We start from the raw sequence: 26055 nt of genomic DNA on the forward strand, positions 1-26055 counted from the left end.
GCGAGGGCGAAGCGGCGGGCTGCGCAAGGCCCGACCCCAAAGAACGTATGGATCAGGGGGCTTGGGCGGCCATGGCGCCACCACCCGACTACGACAGGGGGACACCCCGCCGCGCATGGGGGGTTAGCTACACCCTTAGGGGTGGGGTGATCCACATCACGGCCGGAGGGTGCCCGTCCGCTCGATTCAGCGGTGTACTCTCGGCGCCTCCAGAGCGGGTAGTCAAATTTGAAGACTTCGAGCGAGACGACTCCGCGGAGGAAGACTCCGGGGAATCCGAGGAAGACGAGGAAGCAGCCATCTCCGAGCACACGCATCCCGCACCCACCCCCGCCGAGACGAACGATCTCGTGCGCTGCTGCGCCCTGTTCCTGCCGGCCGACCCCGCGCGCGAGTCGACCGTCGCCTTCTGGCGAGCCGACGGCGGCGAGCTGCCCCGGCCGGAGGCGGGCACTCCCGTGGAGGTGCCGCTGGTGCTGCCCGGCGAGGAGGTGACGGTCCCCGCCGTGGCGCTGCCGGTGCGGGCCGCGCTGCCGGTGCTCACGCGCGCGCGGGCCTCCGCGCAGGCCGATCAGACGACGGCCTTCTGGGGCGCGGCCGCCCTGCTGGCGCTCCAACTCGCGGCACGAGGGCTCCTGCTGCCAGGAGTGAGCTCCGAGGACCATGACGCATGGCGGGCCGGGCCGTTGCGCGCCGAGGACCTGGAGCGGGTGCGCGAGCTGGCCGCCGCGATGCCGCCCCAGGCGCACGCCGTCCCGCTCGACGGGCACGAGCCGCCCCGGCTGCATGCCCCGGAGCGGCTGCTGCGGGCCTTCCTGGACGCCGTCGCCGACACCCTGCCGCGCTCCCCCGCCGCGTCGGCTGCGGCCGGCGGGGCGCCCTTCGCGGCCCGCCGGCCGCAGCCGGTGCCCGAGCTGCGTCCGTGGGCGGCGGACGTCGCCGCCGGGCACGACGCGGGGGTGCGCGTCTCCCTGCGGGTCGAGGTGCCCGGTCTCGCGCAGGCCACCGACGACGAGACCCGCCTCCCGTTCCGGGCCGTGCTTCAGCTGCACAGCGTCGCCGACCCCACGCTGGTGGCGGACGCGGCCGAGGTGTGGGCCGGATCCGGCGCGGCCCGGGCCTTCGGCGGGCGCGCCCGGATGGACGCCCTTCTGGCGTTGCGGCGAGCCACGCGCGCGTGGGCTCCCCTGGCCCCTCTGCTGTCGGCCGCCGTCCCGGACGCGCTCGAACTGGCCGACGAGGAGGTCACCGACCTGCTCGGGGAGGGGGCGCGGGCCCTGTCCGCGGCGGGCGTCGAGGTGCACTGGCCCAAGGAGCTCGCCCGCAAGCTGACGGCACGCGCGGTGATCGGTCCACCCGACGAGGAGGGTGCCGAGGGTGCGGGCAGGGCCGCGGCGGACACTCCGTCGTTCCTGTCCGCGGACGCGCTGCTGGCGTTCGACTGGTGGTTCGCCCTCGGCGACCAGGAGCTGAGCCGCGAGGAACTGGACCGGCTCGCCGAGGCGAACCGGCCCGTGGTGCGGCTGCGCGACCAGTGGGTGCTCGTCGATCCGGACGAGGCCCGGCGGGCCCGTGCCCACCAGGACCGCAAGATCACCCCGGTCGACGCGCTGAGCGCCGTTCTGACGGGTTCCGCGGAGGTGGACGGCCGCCGCGAGGTGCGCCCGACGGGCTGGCTGGCGGGCCTGCGGGACCGTCTCGCGGACCCGGAGGGGATGGAGCCCGCCCTGCAGATCGCCCAGCCGGCCGCGCTCGCCGCCGAGCTGCGCGACTACCAGCTGCGCGGGCTGAACTGGCTGGCCCGGATGACCTCGCTCGGCCTGGGCGCCTGTCTGGCCGACGACATGGGTCTCGGCAAGACGATCACGCTGATCGCGCTCCACCTGCACCGGCAGACCGCGCCCGAGACCGCGGGCCCGACCCTGGTGGTCTGCCCGACCTCCCTGATGGGCAACTGGCAGCGCGAGATCGAGAGGTTCGCTCCCGGCACCCCGGTTCGCCGTTTCCACGGGGCACGCCGTTCCCTGGAGGATCTGGCCGCGGGCGAGTTCGTGCTCACCACGTACGGGACGATGCGCCTGGACGCCGCTCAACTGGCCTCCGCCTCCTGGGGGATGGTGGTGACCGACGAGGCGCAGCACGTGAAGAACCCGTTCTCGGCGACGGCCAAGGAACTGCGCACCATCGGCGCCCGCGCGCGCGTGGCGCTCACCGGCACCCCGGTCGAGAACAACCTCTCCGAACTGTGGGCGATCCTCGACTGGACCACGCCCGGCCTGCTGGGCCGGCTCGGCACCTTCCGCACCCGGTACGCCCGGGCGATCGAGGGCGGCAAGGATCCGGCCGCCGCCGAACGCCTCGCCAAACTGGTACGCCCCTTCCTGCTGCGCCGCCGCAAGTCGGATCCGGGCATCGCGCCGGAGCTGCCGCCCAAGACCGAGACCGACCGGGCCGTGTCGCTGACCAAGGAACAGACGGGCCTCTACGAAGCCGTGGTGCGCGAGACCCTGGCGGAGATCTCCGGCGCCGACGGGTTCGAGCGCCGCGGCCTGATCGTCAAGCTGCTGACGGCGCTCAAGCAGATCTGCAACCACCCGGCGCAGTACCTGAAGGAGGACAGGCCCCGCGTCGCCGGCCGCTCCGGAAAGCTGGAGCTCCTCGACGAGCTTCTGGACACGATCCTCGCCGAGGACGCGAGCGTGCTGGTCTTCACGCAGTACGTGCAGATGGGCCGTCTTGTGGAACGTCATCTGGCGGCCCGGGGCGTGCCCACCCAGTTCCTGCACGGAGGTACCCCGATCGCGGCGCGCGAGGCCATGGTGCAGCGCTTCCAGGACGGGGAAGTGCCCGTGTTCCTGCTCTCCTTGAAGGCGGCCGGCACCGGTCTCAACCTCACGCGCGCGGAGCACGTCGTCCACTACGACCGCTGGTGGAACCCGGCCGTGGAGGCCCAGGCCACCGACCGCGCGTACCGGATCGGGCAGACCCGTCCCGTGCAGGTGCACCGGCTGATCACGGAGGGCACCATCGAGGACCGCATCGCCGAGATGCTGGTCCGCAAACAGGACCTGGCGGACGCCGTCCTGGGCGCCGGTGAGGCGGCCCTGACCGAACTCACCGATGCCGAACTGGCCGATCTGGTCGAGCTGCGAGGGGGCGCCCGATGAGTGATCCGTACGACGAGCACGAGGCGTTCGACGAAAGCGCCGACGCGCAGGAGCGCACCTTCGCGGCCCTGCCGCCCATCCAGGGCCGGGGCTTCGCGCGCACCTGGTGGGGGCAGGCGTGGCTGAAGGCGCTGGAGGACACGGCGCTCGATCTGGCGCAGCTCAAGGCGGGGCGCGGGCTGGCGCGGGCCGGTGCGGTCGGTGCCGTGTCGGTGCGTCCCGGGCGCATCACCGCCGTCGTGACGGACCGCGGTGGTGCGCGGCACCGCTCCGACGTGCTGCTGCAGCAACTGGACAGCGGCGACTGGGACCACTTCCTGGGCATGGCTGTCGAACGGTCGGGGCACATCGCGGCGCTCCTCGACCGGGAGATGCCGCCGCATCTGGTCGAGGACGCGGCGGCGGCCGGCGTGGAACTCCTGCCGGGAATCGGCGATTTGGAGCCGCAGTGCGACTGCGACGCCTGGGACCACTGCGCGCACACGGCCGCTCTGAGCTACCAGGTGGCCCGTCTGCTCGACCAGGACCCGTTCGTGCTGCTCCTGCTGCGGGGGCGGGGCGAGCGGCCGCTCCTCGACGAACTCCAGGTGCGCAGTGCCGCGCACACGCAACCGGTGGCTCCGCGCCAGGAGGCCGAGGGCGTGGACGCCGCGGAGGCCCATGCCTCCGCGATCGTGCTGCCTCCCCTGCCGGCGCCGCCACCGCTGCCGGCGGAACCCGGGCTGCCGCCGTCCCTGGACACGGAGACGCCGCCTCCGGCGGGCACCGACGTCGCCGCGCTGGAGTTCCTGGCCGCGCAGGCCGCCGCGGAGGCGCACCGGCTGCTGGCCGACGCGCTCACCCCGGGGCATGAGCAGCGCGCCGCCGCGCCGGAGCCGAGCCCGTCCCAGGATGCGGCGCGGCTGGCCGCGGCCGCGCCGGAGCGGCACATCGCCGCCCGGCTCGCCGAGGGTTCGGGCCGGAGCATCGAGGGCCTGACGCTGGCCGCGCGCGCCTGGGAGCAGGGCGGCGCCGCCGCGCTGGCCGCCTTGGAGGACGAGTGGACCCCGGACGCGAACAGTGCGGCACGCGCGCGTGCCGCATTCGACGCCGCCTGGGAGGAGGGCGAGCGGCCCGAGCTCAGGGCCGCCCGTGGCCGCTGGACGGTCGCGGGCGCGGACGCCCAGCTGCGCCTGGGCCGCGACGGGCGCTGGTGGCCGTTCCGCAAGGAGCGCGGCCGCTGGGCCCTCGCGGGTCCCGCGGCGTCCGATCCGGCGTCCGCGCTGGCCGCGGCTCTGGGCACCGCCGAGGCGTAGGGAGCCGGTGCCCGCCGCTCGACCGGCATGGAATGGAGTAGTCCGACGGGACGAACGGCGCGTGGCGGGTGATCGTGAGTGGACCTCCCTCGTCGAGGGAGGCACCCTTCAGTCGGGGGGCGACCAGAAGGCGCAGGCTCATGGCGACTTTGTGCAGACCCGCTGTCTCCGTACCGGAACACGTGATCACCATGGAGGAGACACTCGCTCTGGCACGCTCCCACCATGCGAACCACCCTCAACTACCGCTGGCGCTCCGTCTGATCGAGAACACGGGCGTACGCACCCGGCACCTGGTGCAGCCCATCGAGGAGACGCTGAAGCACCCCGGGTTCGCGGACCGCAACGCGCTCTACGAGGCCGAGGCGAAGGCCCGTGTGCCCGCCGTCGTGCGGCGCGCGCTCGACGACGCGCAGCTGCGGCCCACCGACATCGGCGTGATCATCTACGTGTCCTGCACCGGCTTCATGATGCCGTCGCTGACCGCGTGGCTGATCAACGAGATGGGCTTCTCCAGCGACACCCGCCAGATACCGATCGCCCAACTGGGCTGCGCGGCGGGCGGAGCGGCGGTGAACCGGGCGCACGACTTCTGCACGGCCTATCCGGAGGCGAACGCCCTGATCGTGGCCTGCGAGTTCTGCTCGCTGTGCTACCAGCCGACCGACCTGGGCATCGGCTCGCTGCTGTCGAACGGGCTCTTCGGCGACGGCGTCGCGGCCGCAGTGGTGCGCGGACGCGGCGGAACCGGCATCGCCCTGGAGCGCAACGGCTCGTACCTCATTCCGAAGACCGAGGACTGGATCGCGTACGACGTCCGCGCCACCGGGTTCCACTTCATGCTGGACAAGCGGGTGCCGACCACCATGGAGCCGCTCGCCCCGGCGCTCAAGCAACTGGCCGGGCTGCACGGCTGGAACGCCTCCGAGCTGGACTTCTACATCATTCACGCGGGCGGCCCGCGCATCCTGGACGACCTCAGCACGTTCCTCCAAGTGCCGCCGGAGGCCTTCCGGTTCAGCCGGGCCACGCTCACCGAGTACGGAAACATCGCCAGCGCCGTCGTCCTGGACGCGCTGCGCCGGCTCTTCGACGAGGGCGGCGCACCCGACTCGGCCCGCGGCCTGCTCGCCGGGTTCGGCCCCGGGATCACCGCGGAGATGTCGCTCGGCCGCTGGAGTCGCTCGGACGACCGTGACGGCCTCCCAGAGCTCGTGGAGGCCGCCGTATGACCGAGGAGACCACCACGCGCCCGCCGGTCCGCCAGTGGCCCGCCCTGGACCTCCACGGCGTCGACTTCGACCCGGTCCTGTCCCGGCTGATGCGCGAAGGGCCGGTGACCCGCATCCAGCTGCCCAACGGTGAGGGCTGGGCCTGGCTGGTGACGCGCTACGACGACGTGCGGACCGTGACCAACGATCCGCGCTTCAGCCGCGAGGCCGTCGTGGGCCGTCAAGTCACGCGTCTGGCACCGCACTTCATCCCGCAGGCGGGCGCCGTCGGCTTCGCCGACCCGCCCGACCACACCCGGCTCAGGCGCTCCGTGGCCGCGGCGTTCACCGCGCGCGGCGTCGAACGGCTGCGCACGCGCGCGCAGGAGCTCCTCGACGAGCTGGTGGGCGCGATGCTGCGCGAAGGGCCCCCCGCCGACCTCACCGAACGCCTGCTCGCGCCGTTCCCGATCGCGGTGATCTGCGAGCTGATGGGCGTACCCGCGGACGACCGGCATCTGATGCACACCTGGACGCAGCTGATCCTGTCGTCGGCTCACGGGGCCGAGGTCAGCGAGCGTGCCAAGAACGAGATGTCGGCCTACTTCGCCCGCTCGGTCCGCTCGCGCGACGACGGCACGGGCGAGGACGTGACCTCCTTGTTGGGCACGGCCGTCGGCGCGGGTGATCTCACGGAGGACGAGGCCGTCGGCCTCGCGGTCCTGGTGCAGATCGGCGGCGAGGCCGTCACCAACAACTGCGGCAACATGGCGTATCTCCTGCTCACGCGCCCCGAACTCATGGACCGGCTGCGCGCGGAGCCCGCGTTGCGACCCCAGGCCATCGACGAGCTGCTGCGCTACATCCCGCACCGCAGCTCCGTCGGCCTGTCCCGCATCGCCATGGAGGACGTCGACATCGCGGGTGTACGGATCTCCGAGGGCGATCCGGTCTACGTGTCCTACTTGGCGGCCAATCGTGACCCCGAGGTCTTCCCCGACCCCGATCGCATCGACTTCGACCGAGCTCCGAACCCGCACGTGTCGTTCGGCTTCGGGCCGCACTACTGCGTGGGCGGCATGCTGGCGAAGCTCGAGTCGGAGCTCCTCGTAGGGGCGCTGCTGGACCGCTTCCACGATCTGCGTCTGACCGTCCCCGCCGATCGAGTTCCCTTCCGCAAGGGAGCGTTGATCCGTGGTCCCGAGGCCGTTCCCGTGACGTGGTCGGCGGCCGGATGACGGCGCTGACACCGGCGCAGGGTCTGCTCGTGCCGCCCGGGCACGGCCGCACCGTGCAGACGGCGGCCCAACAGGTCACCTTCAAGGTCACCGGGGACCATTCACGGATGGCGTCCAGCTTCGAGGTCGTGGTGCCGCCGGGGTTCGACGTCGGCGCCCATGTGCACACGAGAAGCGAGGAGTTGTTCTACGTCCTCGAAGGCGAGCTGGACGTGCTCGCCTTCGAGCCGCGGGTGCGCACCCCGGACAACTGGCAACGCTGGCAGGCCCCTTCGGGCGACAAGGTGGTGCGGGCGACGCCCGGCACGGTGATCGTGGTGCCCCCTGGCTGCCCGCACGCGTTCGCCAACCCGACGGACGCCCCCGCGAAGATGTTCTTCCAGGCCTCTCCCCCGCCCGACCACGAGCGGTACTTCGAGGAACTGCTGGAGATCCTCTCCGCGGGCGGCCCGCCCGACCACGCGGCGATCGCCGCGCTCCGTTCCCGCTACGACATCGAGCAGCTGACGCCGCTGCGCCATGGCGGGTAGCGGCACAAGGCGCGGAGGGCGCCCCGGCCGACCGGGGCGCCCTGCGCAAGTCCGTACCGCTAGCGGATCGGCATCCCCGAGAGAGTGCGGGCGATGACCAGGCGCTGGATCTCGCTCGTGCCCTCGAAGATCGTGTAGATCGCCGCGTCGCGGTGCATCCGCTCCACGGGGTACTCACGCGTGAAGCCGTTGCCGCCCAGGATCTGGATCGCCTGGGCGGTGACCTTCTTGGCCGTCTCGCTCGCGAACAGCTTGGACATCGAGCCCTCGGCGTTCTCGAACTTCTTGCCCGTGGTCGCCATCCAGGAGGCACGCCACACCAGAAGACGCGCGGCGTCGATCTGCGTGCGCATGTCGGCCAGCTGGAACGCGACACCCTGGTTGTCGATGATCGGGCGGCCGAACTGCTCGCGCGTCTTCGCGTACTCCAGCGCCTCCTCGTACGCGGCGCGTGCCGTGCCCACCGCCATCGCGCCGACGGCCGGGCGCGAGGCCTCGAAGGTCGCCATGGCGGCGTTCTTCACGCGCTCGCCGCCCTTCGCCGCCTTCTCACGCGCGCGGGCGAGGCGCTCGTCCAGCTTGTCCTTGCCGCCGAGGAGGCAGGAACCGGGAACGCGCACGTTCTCCAGGACCACCTCGGCGGTGTGCGAGGCGCGGATGCCGTGCTTCTTGAACTTCTGCCCCTGGGACAGGCCGGGGGTGTTCGGCGGCACGATGAAGGAGGCGTGGCCCTTGGAGCCGAGCGCCGGGTCGATGGAGGCGACCACGACGTGGACGTTGGCGATGCCGCCGTTCGTCGCCCACGTCTTGGTGCCGTTCAGGACCCACTCGTCCTTGGCCTCGTCGTAGACGGCACGGGTGCGCATGGAGGCGACGTCGGAGCCCGCGTCCGGCTCCGAGGAACAGAAGGCGGCCACCTTCACGTCGTTCACGTCGCCGTACATCTGCGGGATCCAGGTGCCGATCTGCTCCTCGGTACCGTTGGCGAGGACGCCGACCGCGGCGAGGCCCGTGCCGACGATCGACAGGGCGATGCCCGCGTCGCCCCAGAACAGCTCCTCCATCGCCATCGGGATCCCGAGGCCGCTCGGGTCGAAGAACTGCTGCGCGTAGAAGTCGAGGGAGTAGATTCCGATCTTGGCCGCCTCCTGGATGACCGGCCAGGGGGTTTCCTCGCGCTCGTCCCACTCGGCGGCCGCGGGGCGGATCACATCGGCGGCGAAGCCGTGAAGCCAGTCACGCACTTCCTTCTGCTCGTCGTTGAGATCCATCGTGAACTCGGCCATGACCCCTCCAGGGCTGCGTACACTGCATATGTTACTAGCGGTAACTAGAGTCTGTTACTCGCCAGTAGCTCGTGTCAACCTCCGAGCGGGCGTTCGATACCGCAGAGCCGGCGAGTGTTACCTTTCGCGGTGCGTCAAGCAATCGCACGGGCGGGGAGAACCTCATGGAGACCACACAGCGGACCGAGCAGCGCGTGGAGCAGCAGTCCGCCGCCGAGCGGCGGCGGCGTGAGCTGCTCGAGGCCGCGGACCGCGTGGTGCTCAGGGACGGGCCCGGCGCCTCGATGAACGCGATCGCCGCCGAGGCCGGCATCACCAAGCCGATCCTGTACCGCCACTTCGGCGACAAGGGCGGCCTCTACGCCGCACTCGCCAAGCGGCACACGGACGCGCTGCTCGCGTCCCTGCGCGCGGCCCTGGACGCGCCCGCGGAGCGGCGCGAGCGGGTCGAGGCGACCCTGGACACCTATCTCGCGGCCATCGAGGCCAGGCCTCAGGTCTACCGGTTCCTGATGCATCCGGCGGAGGGCGCCCCCGTCGAGGCGGGGTTCGACATCGGACGGCACTCGGCACCGCTGCTGCGGCGGATGGGCGAGGAGTTGGCCGAGGTCGTCGAGGAGCGGGTCGATCTCGGACCCGGGAGTCAGCAACTCGCGCGCGTGTGGGGGCACGGGATCGTCGGGATGATGCACGCCGCCGGCGACTGGTGGCTGGGCGAACGGCCCTGCACCCGGGCCGAATTGGTGCAGGGACTCGCCGATCTGCTCTGGGGGCGGCTCGCCGCCGCGGGCGACAAGGTGGGCGGGCCCGGGTTCTGACCGGCCTCGCCCCGATGGCTCGGCTGCGCGCCTTCGGGGCTTGTCCTGCGTTGCCGGGTGCGGGCGGTCTGTGGCCTGTCGCGCAGCTCCCCGCGGCCCTAGCTGGGCGCCTTTGACCACGGCGCCCTTGCCGCCTGGCGCAGCACTCTGCGGCGGCGCCAGCCCGTGACGCGGTCCGTGTAGACACCGCCCGCCAAGTGGTCGCACTCGTGCTGCAGGCACCGCGCGAACCAGCCCGTGCCGTGGATCACCACCGGGTCGCCGTCCACGTTCTGGCCCTCCACGCGCGCGTGGTCGAAGCGCGGGGTGCCCGCCTCCAGGCCCGGGAGGGACAGACAGCCCTCGGGACCGCGGATCACGACGCCGTCCGCCTCGACCAGGCGCGGGTTCACCACATGGCCCACGTGGCGCACATCGTCGTCGTCCTCGCAGTCGTAGACGAAGACGCGCAGCGATGTGCCGATCTGGTTCGCGGCGAGGCCGACCCCCTGGGCGGCGTACATTGTCGCGTACATGTCCTCAATGAGGCGGGCGAGGGACGGCCCGAAGTCCGTGACGTCCGCGCACGGTTGGTGCAGCACGGGATCGCCGAGCAGGGTCAGGGGTCGTACGCGCCCGTAGGCGCCGGGGATCGAGCCGTGTCGCATGGGCGTAAGGGTACGGTCGAGCGGCACCCCGAGCCGCAGTTCGGGCTTGTCAGAGGATCTCGATAGGCTGAGCCGACACAGCGATGTCGGGGGCAGACGCGACGCCGTACGCAAGGAGGACCCAGGAAGATGTCAGGCAACTCGGAGTCGATGACTCCGCGGGCCAAGCTCGCCGTGACGGCGGGCAAGGCCGCGGCCGCGGTGTCGCGGGCGGCGGGCCGCGGCAGCGGATCGGTGATCGGCGGCAAGGTCGCGCTCAGGCTCGACCCCGAGCTGCTCGGACGGCTCGCCCAGCACCTGGACGTGGTGCTCGTCTCGGCCACGAACGGCAAGACGACCACGACCCGTCTGATCGCCGAGGCCCTGCGCGCCAGCGGCCCCGTCGTCTCGAACGCGCTGGGCGCGAACATGCCGGCCGGGATCACCTCCGCCCTGGCCGGCGGCTCGGACGCCAAGTTCGGTGTCATCGAGGTCGACGAGAAGTACCTCGCGGGCGTCGCGCGCGACGTGGCCCCGAAGGCGATCGCGCTGCTCAACCTCTCGCGCGACCAGCTCGACCGCGCCGCCGAGACCCGCATGCTCGCCGAGAAGTGGCGTGAGGGGCTTGCCGGTTCGAAGGCGATCGTCATCGCGAACTCCGACGACCCGCTGGTCGTGTGGGCCGCGTCCTCCTCGCCGAACGTGGTGTGGGTCGCCGCGGGCCAGGAGTGGAAGGACGACGCCTGGTCCTGCCCGGCGTGCGGCGGTGTGATGCAGCGCCCCGGTGACGACTGGTTCTGCGGCGAGTGCGGTTTCCGCCGTCCCACCGCGAGCTGGGCGCTGCAGGGCGACTTCGTCCTCGACCCGCACGGGTCCGCCTGGCCGATCCACCTCCAGCTGCCCGGCCGCGCCAACAAGGCGAACGCGGCCTCGTCCGCCGCCGTTGCCGCCTGCTTCGGCGTTCCGCCGCAGGTCGCCCTGGAGCGCATGTACCAGGTGCAGGCCGTGGCCGGCCGGTATGACGTCGTGCAGTTCCTGGACCGCGACCTGCGCCTGCTGCTCGCCAAGAACCCCGCGGGCTGGCTCGAAACGTTCACTCTGATCGACCCGCCGCCCACCCCGGTGATCCTTTCGGTGAACGCGCGGGGCGCGGACGGCACCGACACTTCCTGGCTGTGGGACGTCGACTACACGCGTCTGGCCGGGCACCCGATCGCCGTCATCGGTGACCGCAAGCTCGACCTCGCGGTGCGCCTCGAGGTGGCGGGTCTGCAGTTCCAGGTCTGCGACACCCTCGACCAGGCCGTGCAGGCCTCCCCGCCCGGTCGGATCGAGCTGATCGCCAACTACACCGCGTTCCAGGACGTCCGCCGCCGCGTCGGCAACTGACCCGGAACCCCAGTACAGCGATCGCGAGCCAGCGAAGGATCATGAGCATGAGTGACAGCAGCCTGCGTCTCGTGTGGGTCTACCCCGACCTGCTCAGCACGTACGGAGACCAGGGCAACGCCCTCGTGGTGGAGCGCCGCGCCCATCAGCGCCGCCTCCAGGTCGAGCGGTACGACGTCCGCAGCGACCAGCCCGTCCCGACCTCCGGGGACATCTACCTCATCGGTGGCGGTGAGGACCGGCCGCAGCGGCTCGCCGCGGAGCGGCTGCGCCGTGACGGCGGCCTGCAGCGCGCGGTGGGCAACGGCGCCATCGTGTTCTCCGTCTGCGCCGGGTACCAGATCCTCGGCCACGAGTTCATCAACGACCTGGGCGAGCGCGAGCCGGGCCTCGGCCTGCTCGACGTGGTCTCCACGCGCGGCGAGGGCGAGCGGTGCGTCGGTGACGTGCTGGGCGACATCGACCCGAACCTGGGGCTCCCGCCGCTGACCGGGTTCGAGAACCACCAGGGCATCACGCACCTCGGCCCGTCGGCGCGGCCGTTCGCGCGCACCCGCATCGGCAAGGGCAACGGCACCGGGGACGGCACCGAAGGCGCCTTCAACGACACGGTGTTCGGTACGTACATGCACGGGCCCGTGCTGGCGCGGAACCCGCAGATCGCGGACCTGCTGCTGAAGCTCGCGCTCGATGTGAACGCGCTGCCGCCCGTCGACGACCGGTGGTACGAGGCGCTCCGCAACGAGCGGATCGCCGCCGCCACCGCGGCACCGTCCGCGTAAGCAACCGCCCTCCTCGGTCGTCCGGCGGGTACGGATCCGTTGTGGCTGGTCACGCGCACGTGGCAGAGCCGCACACGGACACGGTCCCGCGCCCCTTCGGGGCGCTTCCTCGCCCATATGAGCGGGCGTGTCCACCTGGCGGACGCCCCTTCCGGGCAGCCCCCCGACCGCCGCTAAGGTAGCCGCGATCCAGCCGGACGACGTGGTCCGGTCATCTGCCCACGTTTGCAAAGGTATTCCGGGCTTATGCGTATTGGTGTCCTCACATCCGGCGGCGACTGCCCCGGCCTGAACGCCGTGATCCGTTCGGTCGTGCACCGGGCAGTCGTCGACCACGGCGACGAGGTCATCGGCTTCCACGACGGGTGGAAGGGTCTGCTCGAGTGCGACTACCGCAAGCTGGACCTGGACGCGGTGGGCGGCATCCTCGCCCGCGGCGGCACCATCCTCGGCTCCTCCCGCGTGCAGCCCGCCCATCTGCGGGACGGTGTCGAGCGGGCCAAGGGGCACGTCGCCGACCTCGGCCTCGACGCCATCATCCCGATCGGCGGTGAGGGCACCCTCAAGGCCGCCCGGCTGCTCTCCGACGGCGGGCTGCCGATCGTCGGCGTGCCGAAGACGATCGACAACGACATCGCTGTCACGGACGTGACCTTCGGGTTCGACACCGCCGTGGGCGTGGCGACCGAGGCGCTCGACCGGCTCAAGACGACCGCCGAGTCGCACCAGCGGGTGCTGATCGTCGAGGTCATGGGCCGGCACACCGGATGGATCGCGCTGCACTCCGGCATGGCGGCGGGCGCGCACGCCATCGTCGTGCCCGAGCGGCCCTTCGACATCGACGAGCTGGCCGCGAAGGTCGGCGAGCGGTTCGAGGCGGGCAAGAAGTTCGCGATCGTGGTGGCCGCCGAGGGCGCCAAGCCGCGTGAGGGCTCGATGGCGTACGACGTGGGCGTCAAGGACGTCTACGGCCACGAGCGCTTCGCCGGCATCGCCCGCCAGCTCTCCGTCGAGCTGGAGCAGCGGCTCGGCAAGGAGGCGCGTCCGGTGATCCTCGGGCATGTGCAGCGCGGCGGGACCCCGACCGCGTACGACCGCGTGCTCGCGACGCGTTTCGGCTGGCACGCCGTGGAGGCCGTGCACCGGGGCGAGTTCGGCAAGATGACCGCGCTGCGCGGCACCGACATCGTGATGGTGTCGCTCGCCGAGGCCGTGGAGACGCTCAAGACGGTGCCCGCGGAGCGGTACGCCGAGGCGGAGTGCGTGCTCTGACGGCCGTCGGCCGCGCCGCCCGCCCCCTGCTTCAGTTCCTCTTTGAAGAGACTGCCCCCGGCCGAAGCCTCGGCCGGGGGCAGTTCTACTCTGGTGGCGCACAATCCGTACGAAACGAGCAACTGGAGCCGGCCGATGGATCACAGCGGGCACGGCATGGACGGCATGATCATGGATCTGCCGCCGTTCACGCTGGGGAACGGCCTGCAATGGTCGGCCGACCCCTTCTTCCTCGTCGGCTGCGTCCTCGCGCTCGCGCTGTACGGGTGGGGCGTCGTCCGCCTCGTACGGCGCGGTGACTCGTGGCCGGTGGGCCGCACCCTCTCGTTCACCGTCGGTGTACTCACCATCGGTCTGGTGATGTGCACCAAGCTGAACGACTACGGGATGGTCATGTTCAGCGTGCACATGGTGCAGCACATGGTCATCAGCATGCTGTCGCCGATCCTGCTGCTGATGGGCGCCCCGATCACGCTCGCGCTGCGCGCGCTGCCCGTCGCGGCGAAGCGCGGCGACAAGGGGCCGCGCGAGCTGCTGCTGATGCTGCTGCACAGCCGGTACATGCGGATCGTCACGCATCCGGTGTTCACCATCCCGCTGTTCATCGCGAGCCTGTACGCGCTCTACTTCACGCCGTTGTTCGACTTCCTGATGGGGTCGAAGGTCGGTCACCTCGCGATGATGGTGCACTTCCTCGCCGTGGGCCTGGTGTTCTTCTGGCCGATCATGGGCGTGGACCCGGGGCCGCACCGGCCCGGCTACGTGATGCGGATGCTGGAGCTGTTCGCCGGCATGCCGTTCCACGCGTTCTTCGGGATCGCGCTGATGATGGCGAGCACGACGATGGTCGACACGTTCGCGAACCCGCCGGCCTCGCTGGGCATCGATCCGATGTCCGATCAGGTGGCGGCGGGCGGTATCGCCTGGGCCTTCAGTGAGGTGCCGTCGGTCCTGGTGCTGCTCGCCCTGCTCTTCCAGTGGAAGAAGTCGGAGGACCGGCAGGCGCGGCGCAAGGACCGCGCCGCGGACCGGGACGGCGACAAGGAGCTGGAGGCGTACAACGCCTACCTGGCCTCTTTGAACACGCGCGGACAGTAGCGCCACTGCCCGGTCCCGGGTGACTATGGCCTTCTGGCCGCGGCACGGGCACCGCACCCCACCGTCGTGCGGTGTCCCGGCTGCCGGGAGGAGGGTGTGTGATGCCCGGTTCCACGAAGACGATGGGCGTGTTCACCGTCGGCGGCCTGGTGGCCGTGACCGCCTACACGGTGGCGCTCGGAAGCAACGGATGGCTGTGGTTCGGCTGGGTCGTGCTCGGCCTGCTCACCGTGGCGATGGTGGCCTCACGCGGCGCCTGACCGGCCGGCCGGGGCCGCAGAACCGGAACACGGGGCCGGTGGCCGCGTCCAGGGCGGCACAGTCCTCCGGTGCGTGCGGAGGGTGCCCCGAAGGCTCTGGCGCACAGGTGTCCTCGTCGCCGGACACCGTGCGCGAGCGGCCGCGCCGGGCGGCAATCGGACAGGGCCCGATCAGGCCCTCGCGCGTGCTCTGGGCATTGGCTACTGTGCGTTCGCGTCCGCGCACCTGATCCGTGTGCGTCCGCATGTGCTTCATGATCTGTATGTGTTTCATGGGGGAAGGCGACGGCCATGTTCTACCGATTGCTCAAGTACGTGCTACTCGGGCCGCTGCTGCGGCTGATGTTCCGGCCGCGGATCGAGGGTCTGGAACACATCCCGGACGACGGCGCGGCGATCGTCGCGGGCAACCATCTGTCCTTCTCCGACCACTTCCTCATGCCCGCGATCATCAAGCGGCGGATCACATTCCTGGCGAAGGCCGAGTACTTCACGGGGCCCGGCATCAAGGGCCGGCTCACCGCCGCGTTCTTCCGCAGCGCGGGACAGATCCCGGTCGACCGCTCCGGCAAGGAGGCGGGCCAGGCCGCGATCCGCGAGGGGCTCGGGGTGCTGCGCCGCGGCGAGCTGCTCGGCATCTATCCGGAGGGCACGCGCTCGCACGACGGCCGCCTCTACAAGGGCAAGGTCGGGGTCGCGGCGATGGCACTGAAGGCGCAGGTGCCGGTGATCCCGTGCGCGATGATCGGCACGTTCGAGGCGCAGCCGCCGGGACAGAAGATCCCGAACATGCGGCGGATCACCATCCGTTTCGGCCGTCCGCTCGACTTCTCCCGGTACACGGGGCTGGAGGGCGAGAAGGCGATCCTGCGGGCGGTCACCGACGAGATCATGTACGCGATCCTCGAGCTGTCCGGGCAGGAGTACGTCGACAAGTACGCGGCCCTGGTGAAGGCCGAGGCCGAGGAGGCGAAGGCGAAGGCGCGGAAGTTCCCGCGCATGCCGCTGAGCTGAGGTTCTCTGCGCTGGGCAGAGAACCTCGGGCCGGCGCTCTTGATCGACGTACGGTCCGGACATGAAGACGGCTTTGGTGATCGGTGCGGCAGGGCAGATCGGGCGACCGGCGGTGCGGGCGCTCGCGGAGGACGGCTGGGCGGTGACGGCGGCCTCGCTCGGGGGCGGGCGCGACGCGGACTGGCCGGACGAGGTGCGGGCGGTGCGGCTCGACCGGGAGGACGACGCGGCGGTCGTGGCGCTCGTCGGGGACGGGGTCGACCTGGTCGTCGACATGGTGGCCCTCACGGCGGATCACGGGCGGCAACTGGCGGGGCTCGCCGACCGGGTCGGTTCGGCCGTGGTGATCTCCAGCGGCGCGATCTACGAGGACGAGCGGGGTCGCAGTTTCCTCACGCAGGAGGAGCCGGACGGCGCGCCGCGATATCCCGTGCCGATACCGGAGAACTGGCGGACGCTGGCGCCGGGCGACGGGTACGGGCCCCGCAAGGTGCGCATCGAGCAGGACCTGCTGGCCCTCGGTGACCGGATGCCGACGACGCTGGTGCGGGCGGGCGCGGTGCACGGCCCGCACTGCAGGACGCCGCGCGAGCTGTACTTCGTGAAGCGGAACCTCGACGGGCGTCGCACGCGCGTCCTCGCGTACAACGGCGAGAGCCGCTTCCACCCGGCGAGCGTGCGCAATCTGGCGGAGCTGGTACGGCTCGCGGCCGCCCGGCCCGGATCGCGGGTGCTGAACGGGGCCGACCCCGACTCCCCCACGGTCGCCGAGATCGGCGCGATGATCGACGGGCTGATGGGCGTGGAGACGGAGACGGTGCTGATCGACGGGGAGCCGCCGTCGCCCGAGGTCGGGTCCACGCCGTGGTCGGCGGCGCACCCGGTCGTCTTCGGCATGTCGGCCGCCGAGCGCGAGCTCGGGTACAAGCCGGTGACGACGTACGCCGAAGCCCTTCCCGAGACGGTGGGCTGGCTGACCGGGCGGCTGCGCGAGCAGGACTGGCGGGACGGCTTCCCGCGGATGGTCGCCGCCTACACGACCGGTCTGTTCGACTACGCGGCCGAGGACGCCTGGCTGGCGTCCCGCGGATGACGAGAGGCCCGGCCCCACGAAGGGGCCGGGCCTCTCAGCGACCTGAGGTCACGGCTTCGGGGTGGCGTGCGGGGCGCACGTCACGTCCTCGCTGTCGACCTTGCCGGTGAGCAGGTACGTGTCGACACGGTCGTTGATGCAGGGGTTGGTCAGACCGGTGACACCGTGCGAGCCCGCGTCCTTCTCGGTGATCAGGCGGGAGCCCTTGAAGCGCTTGTGCAGTTCGACGGCGCCCTCGTACGGGGTGGCGGCGTCACGCGTGGACTGCACGATCAGGACCGACGGCAGACCCTTGCCGGTCCTGACGTCGATCGGCGTCTGCTGCTTGGTCTTCCAGGTGGCGCAGGGCAGGTTCATCCACGCGTTCGCCCACGTCATGAACGGGTACTTCTTGTTCAGTTCCGTGTTGTCGCGGTCCCACTTCTTCCAGCTGGTGGGCCACTTGGCGTCGGCGCACTCGACCGCGGTGTAGACCGCGTTGCTGTTCTCGGAGGCGGCGTTGCCCGCGGTGTCCGACATGTCGGGGGCGATGGCGTCGACCAGGGCCTGCGTGTCGCCGGCGACGTACTTGCTCCACGTCTGGGCGACGGGCACCCATGAGGAGTCGTAGTACGGCGCGCTCTGGAAGAAGCCGATGAGCTCGGCCGGGCCGACGACCCCGCCGATGGGGTTCTTCTTCGCGGCGGCGCGCAGGGTCTCCCACTGCTTCTGCACCGCGGCACGCGTGGTGCCGAGGTGGAAGGTCGCGTCGTTCTTTGCGACCCAGTCCTGCCAGTCGTTCCAGCGGCCCTGGAAGGCGATGTCCTGGTTCAGGTTCGCCTCGTACCAGATGTTGTCCTTCGCCGGGTTGACGACGCTGTCCACGATCATGCGGCGGACGTGGCCCGGGAAGAGGGTGCCGTAGACGGCGCCCAGGTAGGTGCCGTAGGAGACGCCCAGGTAGTTGAGCTTCTTCTCGCCGAGCCCGGCGCGGATGACGTCGAGGTCACGCGCGGTGTTCGGCGTCGTCATGTGCGGCAGCATCTCGCCGCTGCGCTCGTAGCAGCCGTCCGCGTACTCCTTGGCGAGCTTGCGCTGGGCGAGCTTGTCCGCCTCGGTGTCGGGGACCGGGTCGGCCTTGGGCGCCTTGACGAACTCCTGCGGGTCGATGCAGGAGATCGGCGCGGAGTGGCCGACGCCGCGCGGGTCGAAGCCGACGAAGTCGTACGCCTTCGAGGTCTTCGTCCACAGCGGGTTCTTGGAGGTCACGCGGGCCGGGAAGCGCATGCCGGAGCCGCCGGGGCCGCCCGGGTTGTAGACGAGGGCGCCCTGGCGCTCGTCCTTGGTGCCCGTGCTGCCGATGCGGTCGACGGCGAGCTCGATCTGCTTGCCGAACGGCTTCGCGTAGTCGAGCGGAACGGTGACGTACCCGCACTGGATCGGCTTGGCGAGCCCCCAGTCCTCGGGACAGTCCTTCCAGTCGATGCCCTTCGCCTCGGCCTTGGCCGCAGCGATGGCCGCACCCACGGCCTCACGGTTGTGGGTGCTGGTGCCCGACGTGCCGTGCTGCGCCGAGGCGTTGGCGGCGGGGGCGGCGACCGCTCCCGCTATCAACGCGGCCGCGGCGACGGCGCCCGCGGAGCCGATCGCCACCTTCCGGCTGCCGCGACCCGTCTGTCCAGTCCGTCTCAAGTGAGCCCTCCCGTACATGGATTCGATCGTTACGTCGATCGGGTTGCCGACCGGTACGGGGATCCTGTCGGCTGTGAGCACCCTGAGGACAGAGAAGACAGGCGTTCTTTACCAATCCGATAAACGGGATAACTCGTCCCGGTGAGCGGTCAGTCCGCCAGTCGGCGCAATGCCGCGTCGAGCGTACGGCGCAGCCGCAGGGCATCCGGCGCGACGGCGGTGACGAGGACAGCGGGCCCCGCGAGCGGGGTGAGTGCGGCCGTGCCCTGCTCGTCGAGGACGGCGGCGGACGGCATCTCGGTCTCGAACTCGGGCCGTACGACGACGAGTTGACCGAGTGCGCGGTGTCCGGACAGGACGGCGGGCCCGTCCCAGCCGCCGGGCGCCCCCGGGCCGCAGGCCAGCTCCTGGTCGAGCAGGGGCCGGCCGGCCCGGTACACGGTCAGGCGGCTGGTGAGGCGGCCCGGGTCCTCCCCCACGCGGCCGAGCACCTGCTCCTCGCGCAGTACGAGGCGGGCGCCCGGGGCGAGCTCGGCGCGCGTGGTGACGCGCAGGTCGCTGCCGTGCGCCGAGATCAGCTGCTCGGGCAGCCAGTCGAGACGGGCCCCGTCGGCCACCGTGAGCCGGACGTCGTAGCGGGCCTCGCCCTTGGCCTGGCCCGGCAGCGCGAGGGTGGCGGCGACCGAGCCGACGTGCAGCCGGGCGCCCTCGTCCGCGCGGGCCTCGACGGTGAAGTGGTCGCCGCCGAGGGGGCCGCTCATCGCTCCGACGAGCATGACGCGCGCTTCGCCCTCGCCCACGGCCCGGGTGCGGCGCAGCGCGAGCGAGCCCTCGCTCTCCAGCGCCGGCAGCGCGGTGCCGCCCCGGCCGTCGCCGCGGGCGGCGATCCGGGCGAGGGAGCGGACCCCTGCCGTCATCGCGCCGTCCACGCGGCGAGCCGCCCGCGCGCCCAGGCCGCGACGTCGTCGACGCCGGCCTCGGAGCGCAGCGACTGGAGGACGACCGGGAGTTCACCGCGTGCCTGCTTGGCGTCGGCGGCCATCCGGGCCAGGTCGGAGCCGACGTACGGGGCGAGGTCGGTCTTGTTGACGACGAGGAGGTCGGCGGTGGTGACGCCGGGCCCGCCCTTGCGCGGGATGTCGTCGCCGCCGGCGACGTCGATCACGAAGATCTGGGCGTCGACGAGCCCCTTGGAGAAGGTGGCGGTGAGGTTGTCGCCGCCGGACTCGACGAGGATGAGGTCCAGCGGCCCCACCTCGTCCTCCAGGTCCTCGACGGCCTCCAGGTTGGCGGAGATGTCGTCGCGGATCGCGGTGTGCGGACAGGCGCCGGTCTCCACGGCGGTGATCCGCTCGGGCGGCAGCACGGCTTCGCGCAGCAGGAACTCGGCGTCCTCGCGGGTGTAGATGTCGTTGGTGACGACGGCGAGGGACAGTTCCTCGCGCAGGGCACGGCAGAGCGCGGCGACGGTCGCGGTCTTCCCCGAGCCGACGGGCCCGCCGAGCCCGATGCGCAGGGCGCGCCGGGTCCCGTCGGGACGGTGGGCGTCGGCGGAGACGGCGGAGGCCTCGTCGTGCGAGTGTCCGAGGTGCATGGTGATCACGGCTCCAGTTGGTTCAACCAGCCTGTCCGACGTTTGAGGACGAGGCCGTTCAGGCCGATGGGGGTCTGGGGGCGAAGCCCCCCGGTTCGGGAAGGGGAAGGGTCGGCGGGGCGAGATTCCCGTACGGCGCTCCGCTAGGTCGTGTCCGCAAAGTCCCTCCGTCCGCCCGGAGGGCGGGCCCCGCGGCGTCAATGGGGTCTCCCCTGCTCGAACGGAGTCGAGAGCTTGGGGAAGCGGGGCAGACGGGACTTTGCGGACACGACCTAGGACGCGAACAGCCTCACAGGCCAGCCGGCATGGACTTCGGCCCCGATCTCCAGGAGCGGAGCGGACCCCGCGGGCAGCTCGTCGAGCCCGAGCTCGACGGCCCGTCTCGCCGCGTCCACGGCGTCGGCGACGATCCGGTCCAGCTCCGGCGCGAGGCGCGCGAGCGCCCTGGTCGCGTCGAACGGGTCGAGGCTCAGCAGCCGTACGACCGCGGTCGCGGGCCCGCTGACCCCTTCGTACGCGGAACAGTACGCGGCGTCCTCGGCCCCGAGCCCGGCCGCCCGCGCGGCGAGGCCCAGGACGACCGGCTGGTGCGCGCCCTTGGGGAACTCTCTCGCCAGGGCGTCGAGTTCGGGGTGGGGCCAGGTGGCGCGGGCGGCCCGCATCATCTGCCGCCCGAGCTTGCGCGCGGTGCCCCGGAGCGCCGCGGACGGGGTGCGGGCGTCGGCGGCCGTGTCGAGGGCGACGGGGTCGATGCCGAGCGCCGCGGCGGCGGCGAGGGCGGCCGAGACGGCCCCGCTGGTGTACAGGCGCCCCCGGCAGAACTCCTCCAGGCTCGCGGCGCCGGTGATGCGGCCCGCCTTGACCGCGGCCTCCGCCCCGCCGGAGTGGGCGTGCCCACCGGCGGGGAAGCGGCCGTCGGCCAGGACGAGCAGTGCTGCGCGCGTCATCTCGTGCTCACCCGGCGGTTCAGAACAGGAAGTACCGCTGCGCGAGCGGCAGTTCGGCGGCCGGGGCGGGTTCGACGAGTTCGCCGTCGATGGTCACGGCGAACGAGTCGGGGGCGACCTCGACGCGGGGCAGGGTGTCGTTGTTGAGCATGTCCGCCTTGCTGCGCCCGCGGGTCGAGCGGATCGGGACGAAGGACCGGTCGAGGCCGAGCCGCCCGACGAGCCCGTCCTCGATCGCGGTCTCCGTGACGAAGTTGAGGGAGTTGGCGGCGGGGGCCTTGCCGTACGCGCCGAACATCGGGCGCGGCATGACCGGCTGCGGCGTCGGGATGGAGGCGTTGGCGTCGCCCATCTGCGCGTAGGCGATCTGTCCGCCCTTGATCACGACCTGCGGCTTGACGCCGAAGAACTTCGGGTCCCAGAGCACCAGGTCGGCGAGCTTGCCGGTCTCGACGGAGCCGACCTCGCCCTCGATGCCCTGCGCGATCGCCGCGTTGATCGTGTACTTGGCGACGTAGCGGCGGGCGCGCTGGTTGTCGGCGCGGAGGTCGCCGGGCAGGAAGCCGCGGCGGCGCTTCATCACGTGCGCGGTCTGCCAGGTGCGCATGATGACCTCGCCGATGCGGCCCATGGCCTGCGAGTCCGACGACATGATCGAGATGGCGCCCATGTCGTGCAGGATGTCCTCGGCCGCGATGGTGGTGGGCCGGATGCGGGACTCGGCGAAGGCGAGGTCCTCGGGGACGGCGGGGTTGAGGTGGTGACAGACCATCAGCATGTCGAGGTGTTCCTCGACGGTGTTGACGGTGTGCGGCCGGGTCGGGTTGGTGGACGACGGCAGCATGTTGGGCAGCTGCACGGCCGTGATCATGTCGGGCGCGTGCCCGCCGCCCGCGCCCTCGACGTGGAAGGCGTGCAGGGTGCGACCGCCGACGGCGTCGAAGGTGTCCTGGACGAAGCCGGACTCGTTCAACGTGTCGGAGTGGACGGCGAGTTGGGCGCCGGACTCCTCGCACACGTCGAGGCAGGCGGAGATGACGGCCGGGGTCGCGCCCCAGTCCTCGTGGATCTTGAAGCCGCAGACGCCCGCGCGCAGTTGGTCGCGCATGGACTCCTTCGACATGGTGTTGCCCTTGCCGAGGAAGCCGATGTTGACGGGGCTGTTCTCCATCGCCGCGAACATCCGGGCCAGGTGCCAGGAGCCGGGGGTGATGGTGGTCGCCTTCGAGCCTTCGGCCGGTCCGGTGCCGCCGCCGACGAGCGTCGTCACGCCGGACGCGAGCGCCTCGTCGACGATGGTCGGCGAGATGAAGTGGATGTGGGTGTCGATGCCGCCCGCGGTGACGATCTTGCCGTTGCCCGCGAGGACCTCGGTCTCCGGGCCGATGACGAGGTCGGGGTGGACGCCGTCCATGGTGTCCGGGTTGCCGGACTTGCCGATGGCGGTGATCCGGCCGTCCCGTATCCCGATGTCGGCCTTGACGATGCCCCAGTGGTCGATGATCACCGCACCGGTGATGACGGTGTCGGGGGTGCCTTCGGCGCGCGTGGCACGCGACTGGCCCATGGATTCGCGGATGACCTTGCCGCCGCCGAAGACGGACTCGTCGCCGGAGAGGCCGGGGCCGCCGGAGCGGTCCTCCTCGATCTCGACGAGAAGGTCGGTGTCGGCGAGCCGGATGCGGTCGCCGGTGGTGGGACCGAACAGGTCGGCGTAGGCGGCGCGGGACAGCTCAGGCATCGAGGGCACCTCCGGTCTCGCCGCGCAGGCCGGTGACGATGCGGTTGCCTGCGAGGGGTACGAGTTCGACGTCGACGGGGATGCCGGGTTCGAAGCGAACGGCGGTGCCCGCGGCGATGTTCAGCCGCCGGCCGCGGGCGGCGGCGCGGTCGAAGTCGAGGCCCGGGTTGGCCTCGGCGAAGTGGTAGTGGGAGCCGACCTGGACGGGCCGGTCGGCGGCGTTGAGCACCGTCATGCGCGTGACCTCGCGGCCCGCGTTGTATACGACGGGTTCGTCGGCGAAGAGGATCTCTCCGGGAATCATGTGCCGCGCCCCCGTCAGACGATCGGTTCGTGGACGGTGACGAGCTTGGTGCCGTCCGGGAAGGTGGCCTCGACCTGGACGTCGTGGATCATCTCGGGGATGCCCTCCATGACGTCGTCGCGGGTGAGCAACTTCCGCCCGGAGGACATGAGTTCGGCGACGGTACGGCCGTCGCGCGCGCCCTCCAGGATGTGCGAGGTGATCAGCGCGATGGCTTCGGGGTGATTGAGCTTCAGACCCCGGGCCCGACGCTTCTCGGCCACGTCCGCGGCTACATGGATGAGCAGTCTCTCCTGCTCGTGCGGGGTCAGTTGCACGGTCCCACCTCATAGTCCTTCACTCCGGGCCGTGCGGGGCCCGGCTGCCGCGGCCACCGCGACGGGTATAGATGTAACACACATGAAATGCGCGCGATCTTGCGCACCCCGGTTACGAAAACCCCTGATGGCGTGGGCTGCAGGCTAGTTGGGCGGAGTTTCAACGACGTTAACCGTCGCTTGACCGAGCCATGGTGATCAGCTGACCTCCCGCATGCCCATCAGGCTCCGCAGGCCGGCCTGGAGCGCCTCGGCCGGCACGTCCTTGAAGAGGGCCTGCTGGGCGATGAAACCCTGCACCGCCGCGATCATCGTCCGCGCGACGGCGTCCGCGTCCGCGTCGGCGGCCATCAGGCCCGCCTCCTGGTAGCCCTCCACGATCGTCACCCAGGACGCGCAGATCCTGGCGTAGCCCTCCTGGATGGCGGTGGCGAGCGCCGGGTCGCGCAGGGTCTCCGTCCACACCTGGACCATGAGCCGCCCGATGACCGGCATCCCGCCCTCGTCGCGCAGGCCGGGCCGGAGCCCCTGCACCTGCCGCATGACCTTGTCGACCAGTTCGTGGGGCGGCGAGGGCGGCACCTCCTTGGCCGCCTCCTCGTAGATCGCGCCCACGTCGTCGAGCACCTCGGTGACGATCGCGTGGATCAGCTCCTCCTTGCCGCGGAAGTAGCGGTAGACCGCCCCGGCGGACAGGCCGACCCCCTTGAGGACGTCCTGCATCGAGGTGGCATGGAAGCCGTTGCGGGCGAAGCAGAGCGCCGCGCCGTCCAGGATCTGGCGGCGGCGGGCGTCGAGGTGCTCTTGGGATACACGGGCCATGCGCCTCAAGTTAAAACGAACATTCATTCTTGACAAGGAGAGAGCCTGGTGGCGAGAGTGGGGGCATCCCATAAAACGAACGGTCATTCTCTCAGCCGTCCACGGCTCCCCCAGGGGGAACGCATGTCAGCCCTGACCCGCAAATCCGCCGCGGCGATCCTGCTCGTACCGGTGCTCGCCGCTCTCGCCCTGTGGGCCTTCGCCTGGCCCGCGGCCCGGACGGCGCCGCGCGATCTGCCGCTCGGTGTCGCCGGGCCCGCCGCCGCCGCCTCCGCGGTGGAGCATCAACTGGCCGCGCGGGACGGGGCGTTCGAGATACATCGGTACGCCGACGAGGCCGCGGCCCGCGCCGCGATCGAGGACCGGGCCGTATACGGAGCGGTGGTCGCCGGCGCGGGCGCCCCGAAGCTGCTGACCGCGTCGGCGGCGAGCCCGGTCGTCGCGCAGTTGTTGCAGCAGGCGGTGAGTGCCCAGGCGCCGGCCGGGGCGACGGTGCGGACCGTCGACGTGGTGCCCGCCCCCGCCGCCGACCCCCGTGGCTCCGCTCTGAGTTCGAGCGTGCTGCCGCTCGCCATCGCGGGAGTCGCGGGCGGTGCGCTCGTCACGATGCTGCGGCTGCGCGGGGTGCGCGCCGCGCTCACCCTGGTCGGGGCCGCGGCGCTGGTCGGCCTGGCCGGCGCCGCCCTCGCACACAGCTGGCTCGGCGTGCTGGCGGGTGACTGGTGGGCCGTGGCCGGAGTGCTCGGCCTGTCCTCGCTCGCGGTGGGCGCGACCGTCGCCGGTCTCGCCGCACTGATCGGACCGGCCGGGATCGGCCTCGGCGCGCTGACGATGGTCCTGCTCGGCAACCCGTTCTCCGGAGTGGCCTCCGCTCCGCAGCTGCTGCCCGAACCGGTCGGCCTGCTCGGCCAGTTGCTGCCGCCCGGCGCCGGTGGCTCACTGCTGCGCTCGGTCGCCTTCTTCGACGGGGCCCGGGCGGCGACGCCCGCGATCACGCTCGCCGCATGGGCGGGACTCGGCCTGCTGGCGGTGCTCGTCGGCGGTCTGCGCGGACGGCGCACGGCTGCGCCGCGGGAGTCGCCCGCCGCCACCCCGGCGCCGCAGCCGGTGGGCTGAACCTGGCACAGACGCGGACCGGCCGCGCATCCCCGCTGTAGCGGACGGGGGTGCGCGGCCTTTTTGCGCGGCGGCGCGCGCAAGAAACCTGTGCGCGGAGGGAGTTCGGCTACCTGACCTCGGGGCCGCGATGTTCCGCCGCGATCCCGAACCGCTGCTGTTCGCTCGGAGCGGACGACAGGGATCCGACCCGGGACACGGAACTGATCACGGGCTCCTCCGCCGGGTCGCCCGGCTTGACCCCCATCGCTTCGAGTCGCTCCAGGTCAGCGGCCGAGACGAGGGCGACGAGCGGCTTGCCGTGGCGGGTGACGACGACGCGCTCGCCGCCGTACACCACGCGGTTGATCAATTCGGCGAGCTCTGCCCTGGCTTGCGTCACCGGAATCTCGTAGGCCATGCTCCCCATCGTACGTCATGTACGTCCTGTACATTTTTGACAGAGACGGCGCCCAGAGCGTCCG

Annotated in this window: 25 protein-coding genes; 14 read left to right on the forward strand and 11 right to left on the reverse strand. The window is 71.6% G+C overall.

Annotated features, from left to right (window positions below):
* Positions 1-350 precede the first annotated feature (350 nt).
* The 5 genes from B072_RS0132535 (at position 351) to B072_RS0132555 (ending at position 7441) form a co-directional block, all read left to right on the forward strand.
* Positions 351-3167, forward strand: coding sequence for a DEAD/DEAH box helicase (locus B072_RS0132535; protein ID WP_018534159.1), 2817 nt, complete (start codon positions 351-353; stop codon positions 3165-3167).
* Positions 3164-4462: a hypothetical protein gene (locus B072_RS0132540; protein ID WP_018534160.1), complete on the forward strand. Its 1299-nt coding sequence runs from the start codon at positions 3164-3166 to the stop codon at positions 4460-4462. The genes B072_RS0132535 and B072_RS0132540 overlap by 4 nt, the downstream gene beginning before the upstream one ends.
* A gap of 140 nt (positions 4463-4602) precedes the next feature.
* Complete coding sequence (locus tag B072_RS0132545) at positions 4603-5694, forward strand: type III polyketide synthase (protein ID WP_043245078.1); 1092 nt, start codon at positions 4603-4605, stop codon at positions 5692-5694.
* On the forward strand, positions 5691-6911 hold the full coding sequence (locus tag B072_RS0132550; RefSeq protein ID WP_018534162.1) for a cytochrome P450: 1221 nt from the start codon (positions 5691-5693) through the stop codon (positions 6909-6911). Before B072_RS0132545 ends, B072_RS0132550 begins: the two co-directional genes overlap by 4 nt.
* Positions 6908-7441, forward strand: coding sequence for a cupin domain-containing protein (locus B072_RS0132555; RefSeq protein ID WP_051127341.1), 534 nt, complete (start codon positions 6908-6910; stop codon positions 7439-7441). The genes B072_RS0132550 and B072_RS0132555 overlap by 4 nt, the downstream gene beginning before the upstream one ends.
* 59 nt (positions 7442-7500) lie before the next feature.
* On the opposite strand, the gene B072_RS0132560 is transcribed toward B072_RS0132555, so the two are convergent.
* Positions 7501-8727 (reverse strand): acyl-CoA dehydrogenase family protein, encoded by a 1227-nt coding sequence (locus B072_RS0132560; RefSeq protein ID WP_018534164.1) that lies wholly within the window; start codon positions 8725-8727, stop codon positions 7501-7503.
* Positions 8728-8891: 164 nt separating this feature from the next.
* Here B072_RS0132560 and B072_RS0132565 point away from each other — a divergent pair, with 164 nt between their 5' ends.
* Positions 8892-9545, forward strand: coding sequence for a TetR family transcriptional regulator (locus tag B072_RS0132565; protein ID WP_018534165.1), 654 nt, complete (start codon positions 8892-8894; stop codon positions 9543-9545).
* A gap of 98 nt (positions 9546-9643) precedes the next feature.
* Here B072_RS0132565 and def read toward each other — a convergent pair whose 3' ends face one another.
* Positions 9644-10192, reverse strand: a complete 549-nt coding sequence (def, locus tag B072_RS0132570; protein WP_018534166.1) for a peptide deformylase — start codon at positions 10190-10192, stop codon at positions 9644-9646.
* Positions 10193-10321: 129 nt separating this feature from the next.
* Between def and B072_RS0132575 the strand changes: the two genes are divergently transcribed.
* The 7 genes from B072_RS0132575 (at position 10322) to B072_RS0132605 (ending at position 17079) form a co-directional block, all read left to right on the forward strand.
* The gene (locus B072_RS0132575) at positions 10322-11560 is read left to right on the forward strand and encodes a Mur ligase family protein (protein ID WP_018534167.1); all 1239 of its coding nucleotides are present in this window, start codon (positions 10322-10324) and stop codon (positions 11558-11560) included.
* A gap of 47 nt (positions 11561-11607) precedes the next feature.
* On the forward strand, positions 11608-12342 hold the full coding sequence (locus B072_RS0132580; RefSeq protein WP_018534168.1) for a type 1 glutamine amidotransferase: 735 nt from the start codon (positions 11608-11610) through the stop codon (positions 12340-12342).
* A gap of 246 nt (positions 12343-12588) precedes the next feature.
* A complete protein-coding gene (locus tag B072_RS0132585) occupies positions 12589-13614 on the forward strand; it encodes a 6-phosphofructokinase (protein WP_018534169.1) in 1026 nt (341 codons plus the stop codon).
* Positions 13615-13749: 135 nt separating this feature from the next.
* Positions 13750-14712 carry a cytochrome c oxidase assembly protein gene (locus tag B072_RS0132590; RefSeq protein WP_018534170.1) on the forward strand — a complete coding sequence of 321 codons (963 nt, stop codon included), beginning with the start codon at positions 13750-13752 and terminating at the stop codon, positions 14710-14712.
* A 101-nt stretch (positions 14713-14813) separates the two neighbouring features.
* Positions 14814-14972 (forward strand): hypothetical protein, encoded by a 159-nt coding sequence (locus B072_RS47880; RefSeq protein WP_018534171.1) that lies wholly within the window; start codon positions 14814-14816, stop codon positions 14970-14972.
* 291 nt (positions 14973-15263) lie between these two features.
* The gene (locus tag B072_RS0132600; RefSeq protein WP_018534172.1) at positions 15264-15986 is read left to right on the forward strand and encodes a lysophospholipid acyltransferase family protein; all 723 of its coding nucleotides are present in this window, start codon (positions 15264-15266) and stop codon (positions 15984-15986) included.
* 61 nt (positions 15987-16047) lie between these two features.
* Positions 16048-17079 carry an NAD-dependent epimerase/dehydratase family protein gene (locus B072_RS0132605; RefSeq protein ID WP_043245082.1) on the forward strand — a complete coding sequence of 344 codons (1032 nt, stop codon included), beginning with the start codon at positions 16048-16050 and terminating at the stop codon, positions 17077-17079.
* 48 nt (positions 17080-17127) lie between these two features.
* Here B072_RS0132605 and B072_RS0132610 read toward each other — a convergent pair whose 3' ends face one another.
* From B072_RS0132610 to B072_RS0132645, 8 genes are all read right to left on the reverse strand, one after another.
* Positions 17128-18750, reverse strand: a complete 1623-nt coding sequence (locus tag B072_RS0132610) for an alpha/beta hydrolase (RefSeq protein ID WP_043245084.1) — start codon at positions 18748-18750, stop codon at positions 17128-17130.
* 149 nt (positions 18751-18899) lie between these two features.
* The gene (locus B072_RS0132615; protein WP_043245204.1) at positions 18900-19667 is read right to left on the reverse strand and encodes an urease accessory protein UreD; all 768 of its coding nucleotides are present in this window, start codon (positions 19665-19667) and stop codon (positions 18900-18902) included.
* Entirely contained in the window at positions 19664-20344 is a 681-nt protein-coding gene (gene ureG / locus B072_RS0132620) for an urease accessory protein UreG (protein WP_026246544.1), read from the reverse strand. Before ureG ends, B072_RS0132615 begins: the two co-directional genes overlap by 4 nt.
* Positions 20345-20616: 272 nt before the next feature.
* The gene (locus B072_RS0132625; RefSeq protein ID WP_018534177.1) at positions 20617-21291 is read right to left on the reverse strand and encodes an urease accessory protein UreF; all 675 of its coding nucleotides are present in this window, start codon (positions 21289-21291) and stop codon (positions 20617-20619) included.
* A 19-nt stretch (positions 21292-21310) separates the two neighbouring features.
* On the reverse strand, positions 21311-23032 hold the full coding sequence (locus B072_RS0132630; RefSeq protein ID WP_018534178.1) for an urease subunit alpha: 1722 nt from the start codon (positions 23030-23032) through the stop codon (positions 21311-21313).
* Positions 23025-23336 (reverse strand): urease subunit beta, encoded by a 312-nt coding sequence (locus B072_RS0132635; RefSeq protein WP_018534179.1) that lies wholly within the window; start codon positions 23334-23336, stop codon positions 23025-23027. Before B072_RS0132635 ends, B072_RS0132630 begins: the two co-directional genes overlap by 8 nt.
* Positions 23337-23350: 14 nt before the next feature.
* Entirely contained in the window at positions 23351-23653 is a 303-nt protein-coding gene (locus B072_RS0132640) for an urease subunit gamma (protein WP_018534180.1), read from the reverse strand.
* Positions 23654-23851: 198 nt separating this feature from the next.
* Positions 23852-24475 carry a TetR/AcrR family transcriptional regulator gene (locus tag B072_RS0132645; protein ID WP_018534181.1) on the reverse strand — a complete coding sequence of 208 codons (624 nt, stop codon included), beginning with the start codon at positions 24473-24475 and terminating at the stop codon, positions 23852-23854.
* A gap of 123 nt (positions 24476-24598) precedes the next feature.
* Between B072_RS0132645 and B072_RS0132650 the strand changes: the two genes are divergently transcribed.
* A complete protein-coding gene (locus tag B072_RS0132650) occupies positions 24599-25591 on the forward strand; it encodes a hypothetical protein (protein WP_018534182.1) in 993 nt (330 codons plus the stop codon).
* 109 nt (positions 25592-25700) lie between these two features.
* Here B072_RS0132650 and B072_RS0132655 read toward each other — a convergent pair whose 3' ends face one another.
* Complete coding sequence (locus B072_RS0132655) at positions 25701-25991, reverse strand: type II toxin-antitoxin system Phd/YefM family antitoxin (protein ID WP_018534183.1); 291 nt, start codon at positions 25989-25991, stop codon at positions 25701-25703.
* Positions 25992-26055: the final 64 nt, after the last annotated feature.

Origin of the sequence: Streptomyces sp. HmicA12 (assembly GCF_000373565.1) — a bacterium.
In the GTDB taxonomy this organism is placed as follows: domain Bacteria; phylum Actinomycetota; class Actinomycetes; order Streptomycetales; family Streptomycetaceae; genus Streptomyces.

Bases quoted from the DNA above. Each gene is read 5' to 3' on its own strand.
- B072_RS0132540 (WP_018534160.1), top strand. From the start codon at position 3,164: ATGAGTGATCCGTACGACGAGCACGAGGCGTTCGACGAAAGCGCCGAC.
- B072_RS0132545 (WP_043245078.1), top strand. From the start codon at position 4,603: ATGGCGACTTTGTGCAGACCCGCTGTCTCCGTACCGGAACACGTGATC.
- B072_RS0132550 (WP_018534162.1), top strand. From the start codon at position 5,691: ATGACCGAGGAGACCACCACGCGCCCGCCGGTCCGCCAGTGGCCCGCC.
- B072_RS0132555 (WP_051127341.1), top strand. From the start codon at position 6,908: ATGACGGCGCTGACACCGGCGCAGGGTCTGCTCGTGCCGCCCGGGCAC.
- B072_RS0132560 (WP_018534164.1), bottom strand. From the start codon at position 8,727: ATGGCCGAGTTCACGATGGATCTCAACGACGAGCAGAAGGAAGTGCGT.
- B072_RS0132565 (WP_018534165.1), top strand. From the start codon at position 8,892: ATGGAGACCACACAGCGGACCGAGCAGCGCGTGGAGCAGCAGTCCGCC.
- def (WP_018534166.1), bottom strand. From the start codon at position 10,192: ATGCGACACGGCTCGATCCCCGGCGCCTACGGGCGCGTACGACCCCTG.
- B072_RS0132575 (WP_018534167.1), top strand. From the start codon at position 10,322: ATGTCAGGCAACTCGGAGTCGATGACTCCGCGGGCCAAGCTCGCCGTG.
- B072_RS0132580 (WP_018534168.1), top strand. From the start codon at position 11,608: ATGAGTGACAGCAGCCTGCGTCTCGTGTGGGTCTACCCCGACCTGCTC.
- B072_RS0132585 (WP_018534169.1), top strand. From the start codon at position 12,589: ATGCGTATTGGTGTCCTCACATCCGGCGGCGACTGCCCCGGCCTGAAC.
- B072_RS0132590 (WP_018534170.1), top strand. From the start codon at position 13,750: ATGGATCACAGCGGGCACGGCATGGACGGCATGATCATGGATCTGCCG.
- B072_RS47880 (WP_018534171.1), top strand. From the start codon at position 14,814: ATGCCCGGTTCCACGAAGACGATGGGCGTGTTCACCGTCGGCGGCCTG.
- B072_RS0132600 (WP_018534172.1), top strand. From the start codon at position 15,264: ATGTTCTACCGATTGCTCAAGTACGTGCTACTCGGGCCGCTGCTGCGG.
- B072_RS0132605 (WP_043245082.1), top strand. From the start codon at position 16,048: ATGAAGACGGCTTTGGTGATCGGTGCGGCAGGGCAGATCGGGCGACCG.
- B072_RS0132615 (WP_043245204.1), bottom strand. From the start codon at position 19,667: ATGACGGCAGGGGTCCGCTCCCTCGCCCGGATCGCCGCCCGCGGCGAC.
- ureG (WP_026246544.1), bottom strand. From the start codon at position 20,344: ATGCACCTCGGACACTCGCACGACGAGGCCTCCGCCGTCTCCGCCGAC.
- B072_RS0132625 (WP_018534177.1), bottom strand. From the start codon at position 21,291: ATGACGCGCGCAGCACTGCTCGTCCTGGCCGACGGCCGCTTCCCCGCC.
- B072_RS0132630 (WP_018534178.1), bottom strand. From the start codon at position 23,032: ATGCCTGAGCTGTCCCGCGCCGCCTACGCCGACCTGTTCGGTCCCACC.
- B072_RS0132635 (WP_018534179.1), bottom strand. From the start codon at position 23,336: ATGATTCCCGGAGAGATCCTCTTCGCCGACGAACCCGTCGTATACAAC.
- B072_RS0132645 (WP_018534181.1), bottom strand. From the start codon at position 24,475: ATGGCCCGTGTATCCCAAGAGCACCTCGACGCCCGCCGCCGCCAGATC.
- B072_RS0132650 (WP_018534182.1), top strand. From the start codon at position 24,599: ATGTCAGCCCTGACCCGCAAATCCGCCGCGGCGATCCTGCTCGTACCG.
- B072_RS0132655 (WP_018534183.1), bottom strand. From the start codon at position 25,991: ATGGCCTACGAGATTCCGGTGACGCAAGCCAGGGCAGAGCTCGCCGAA.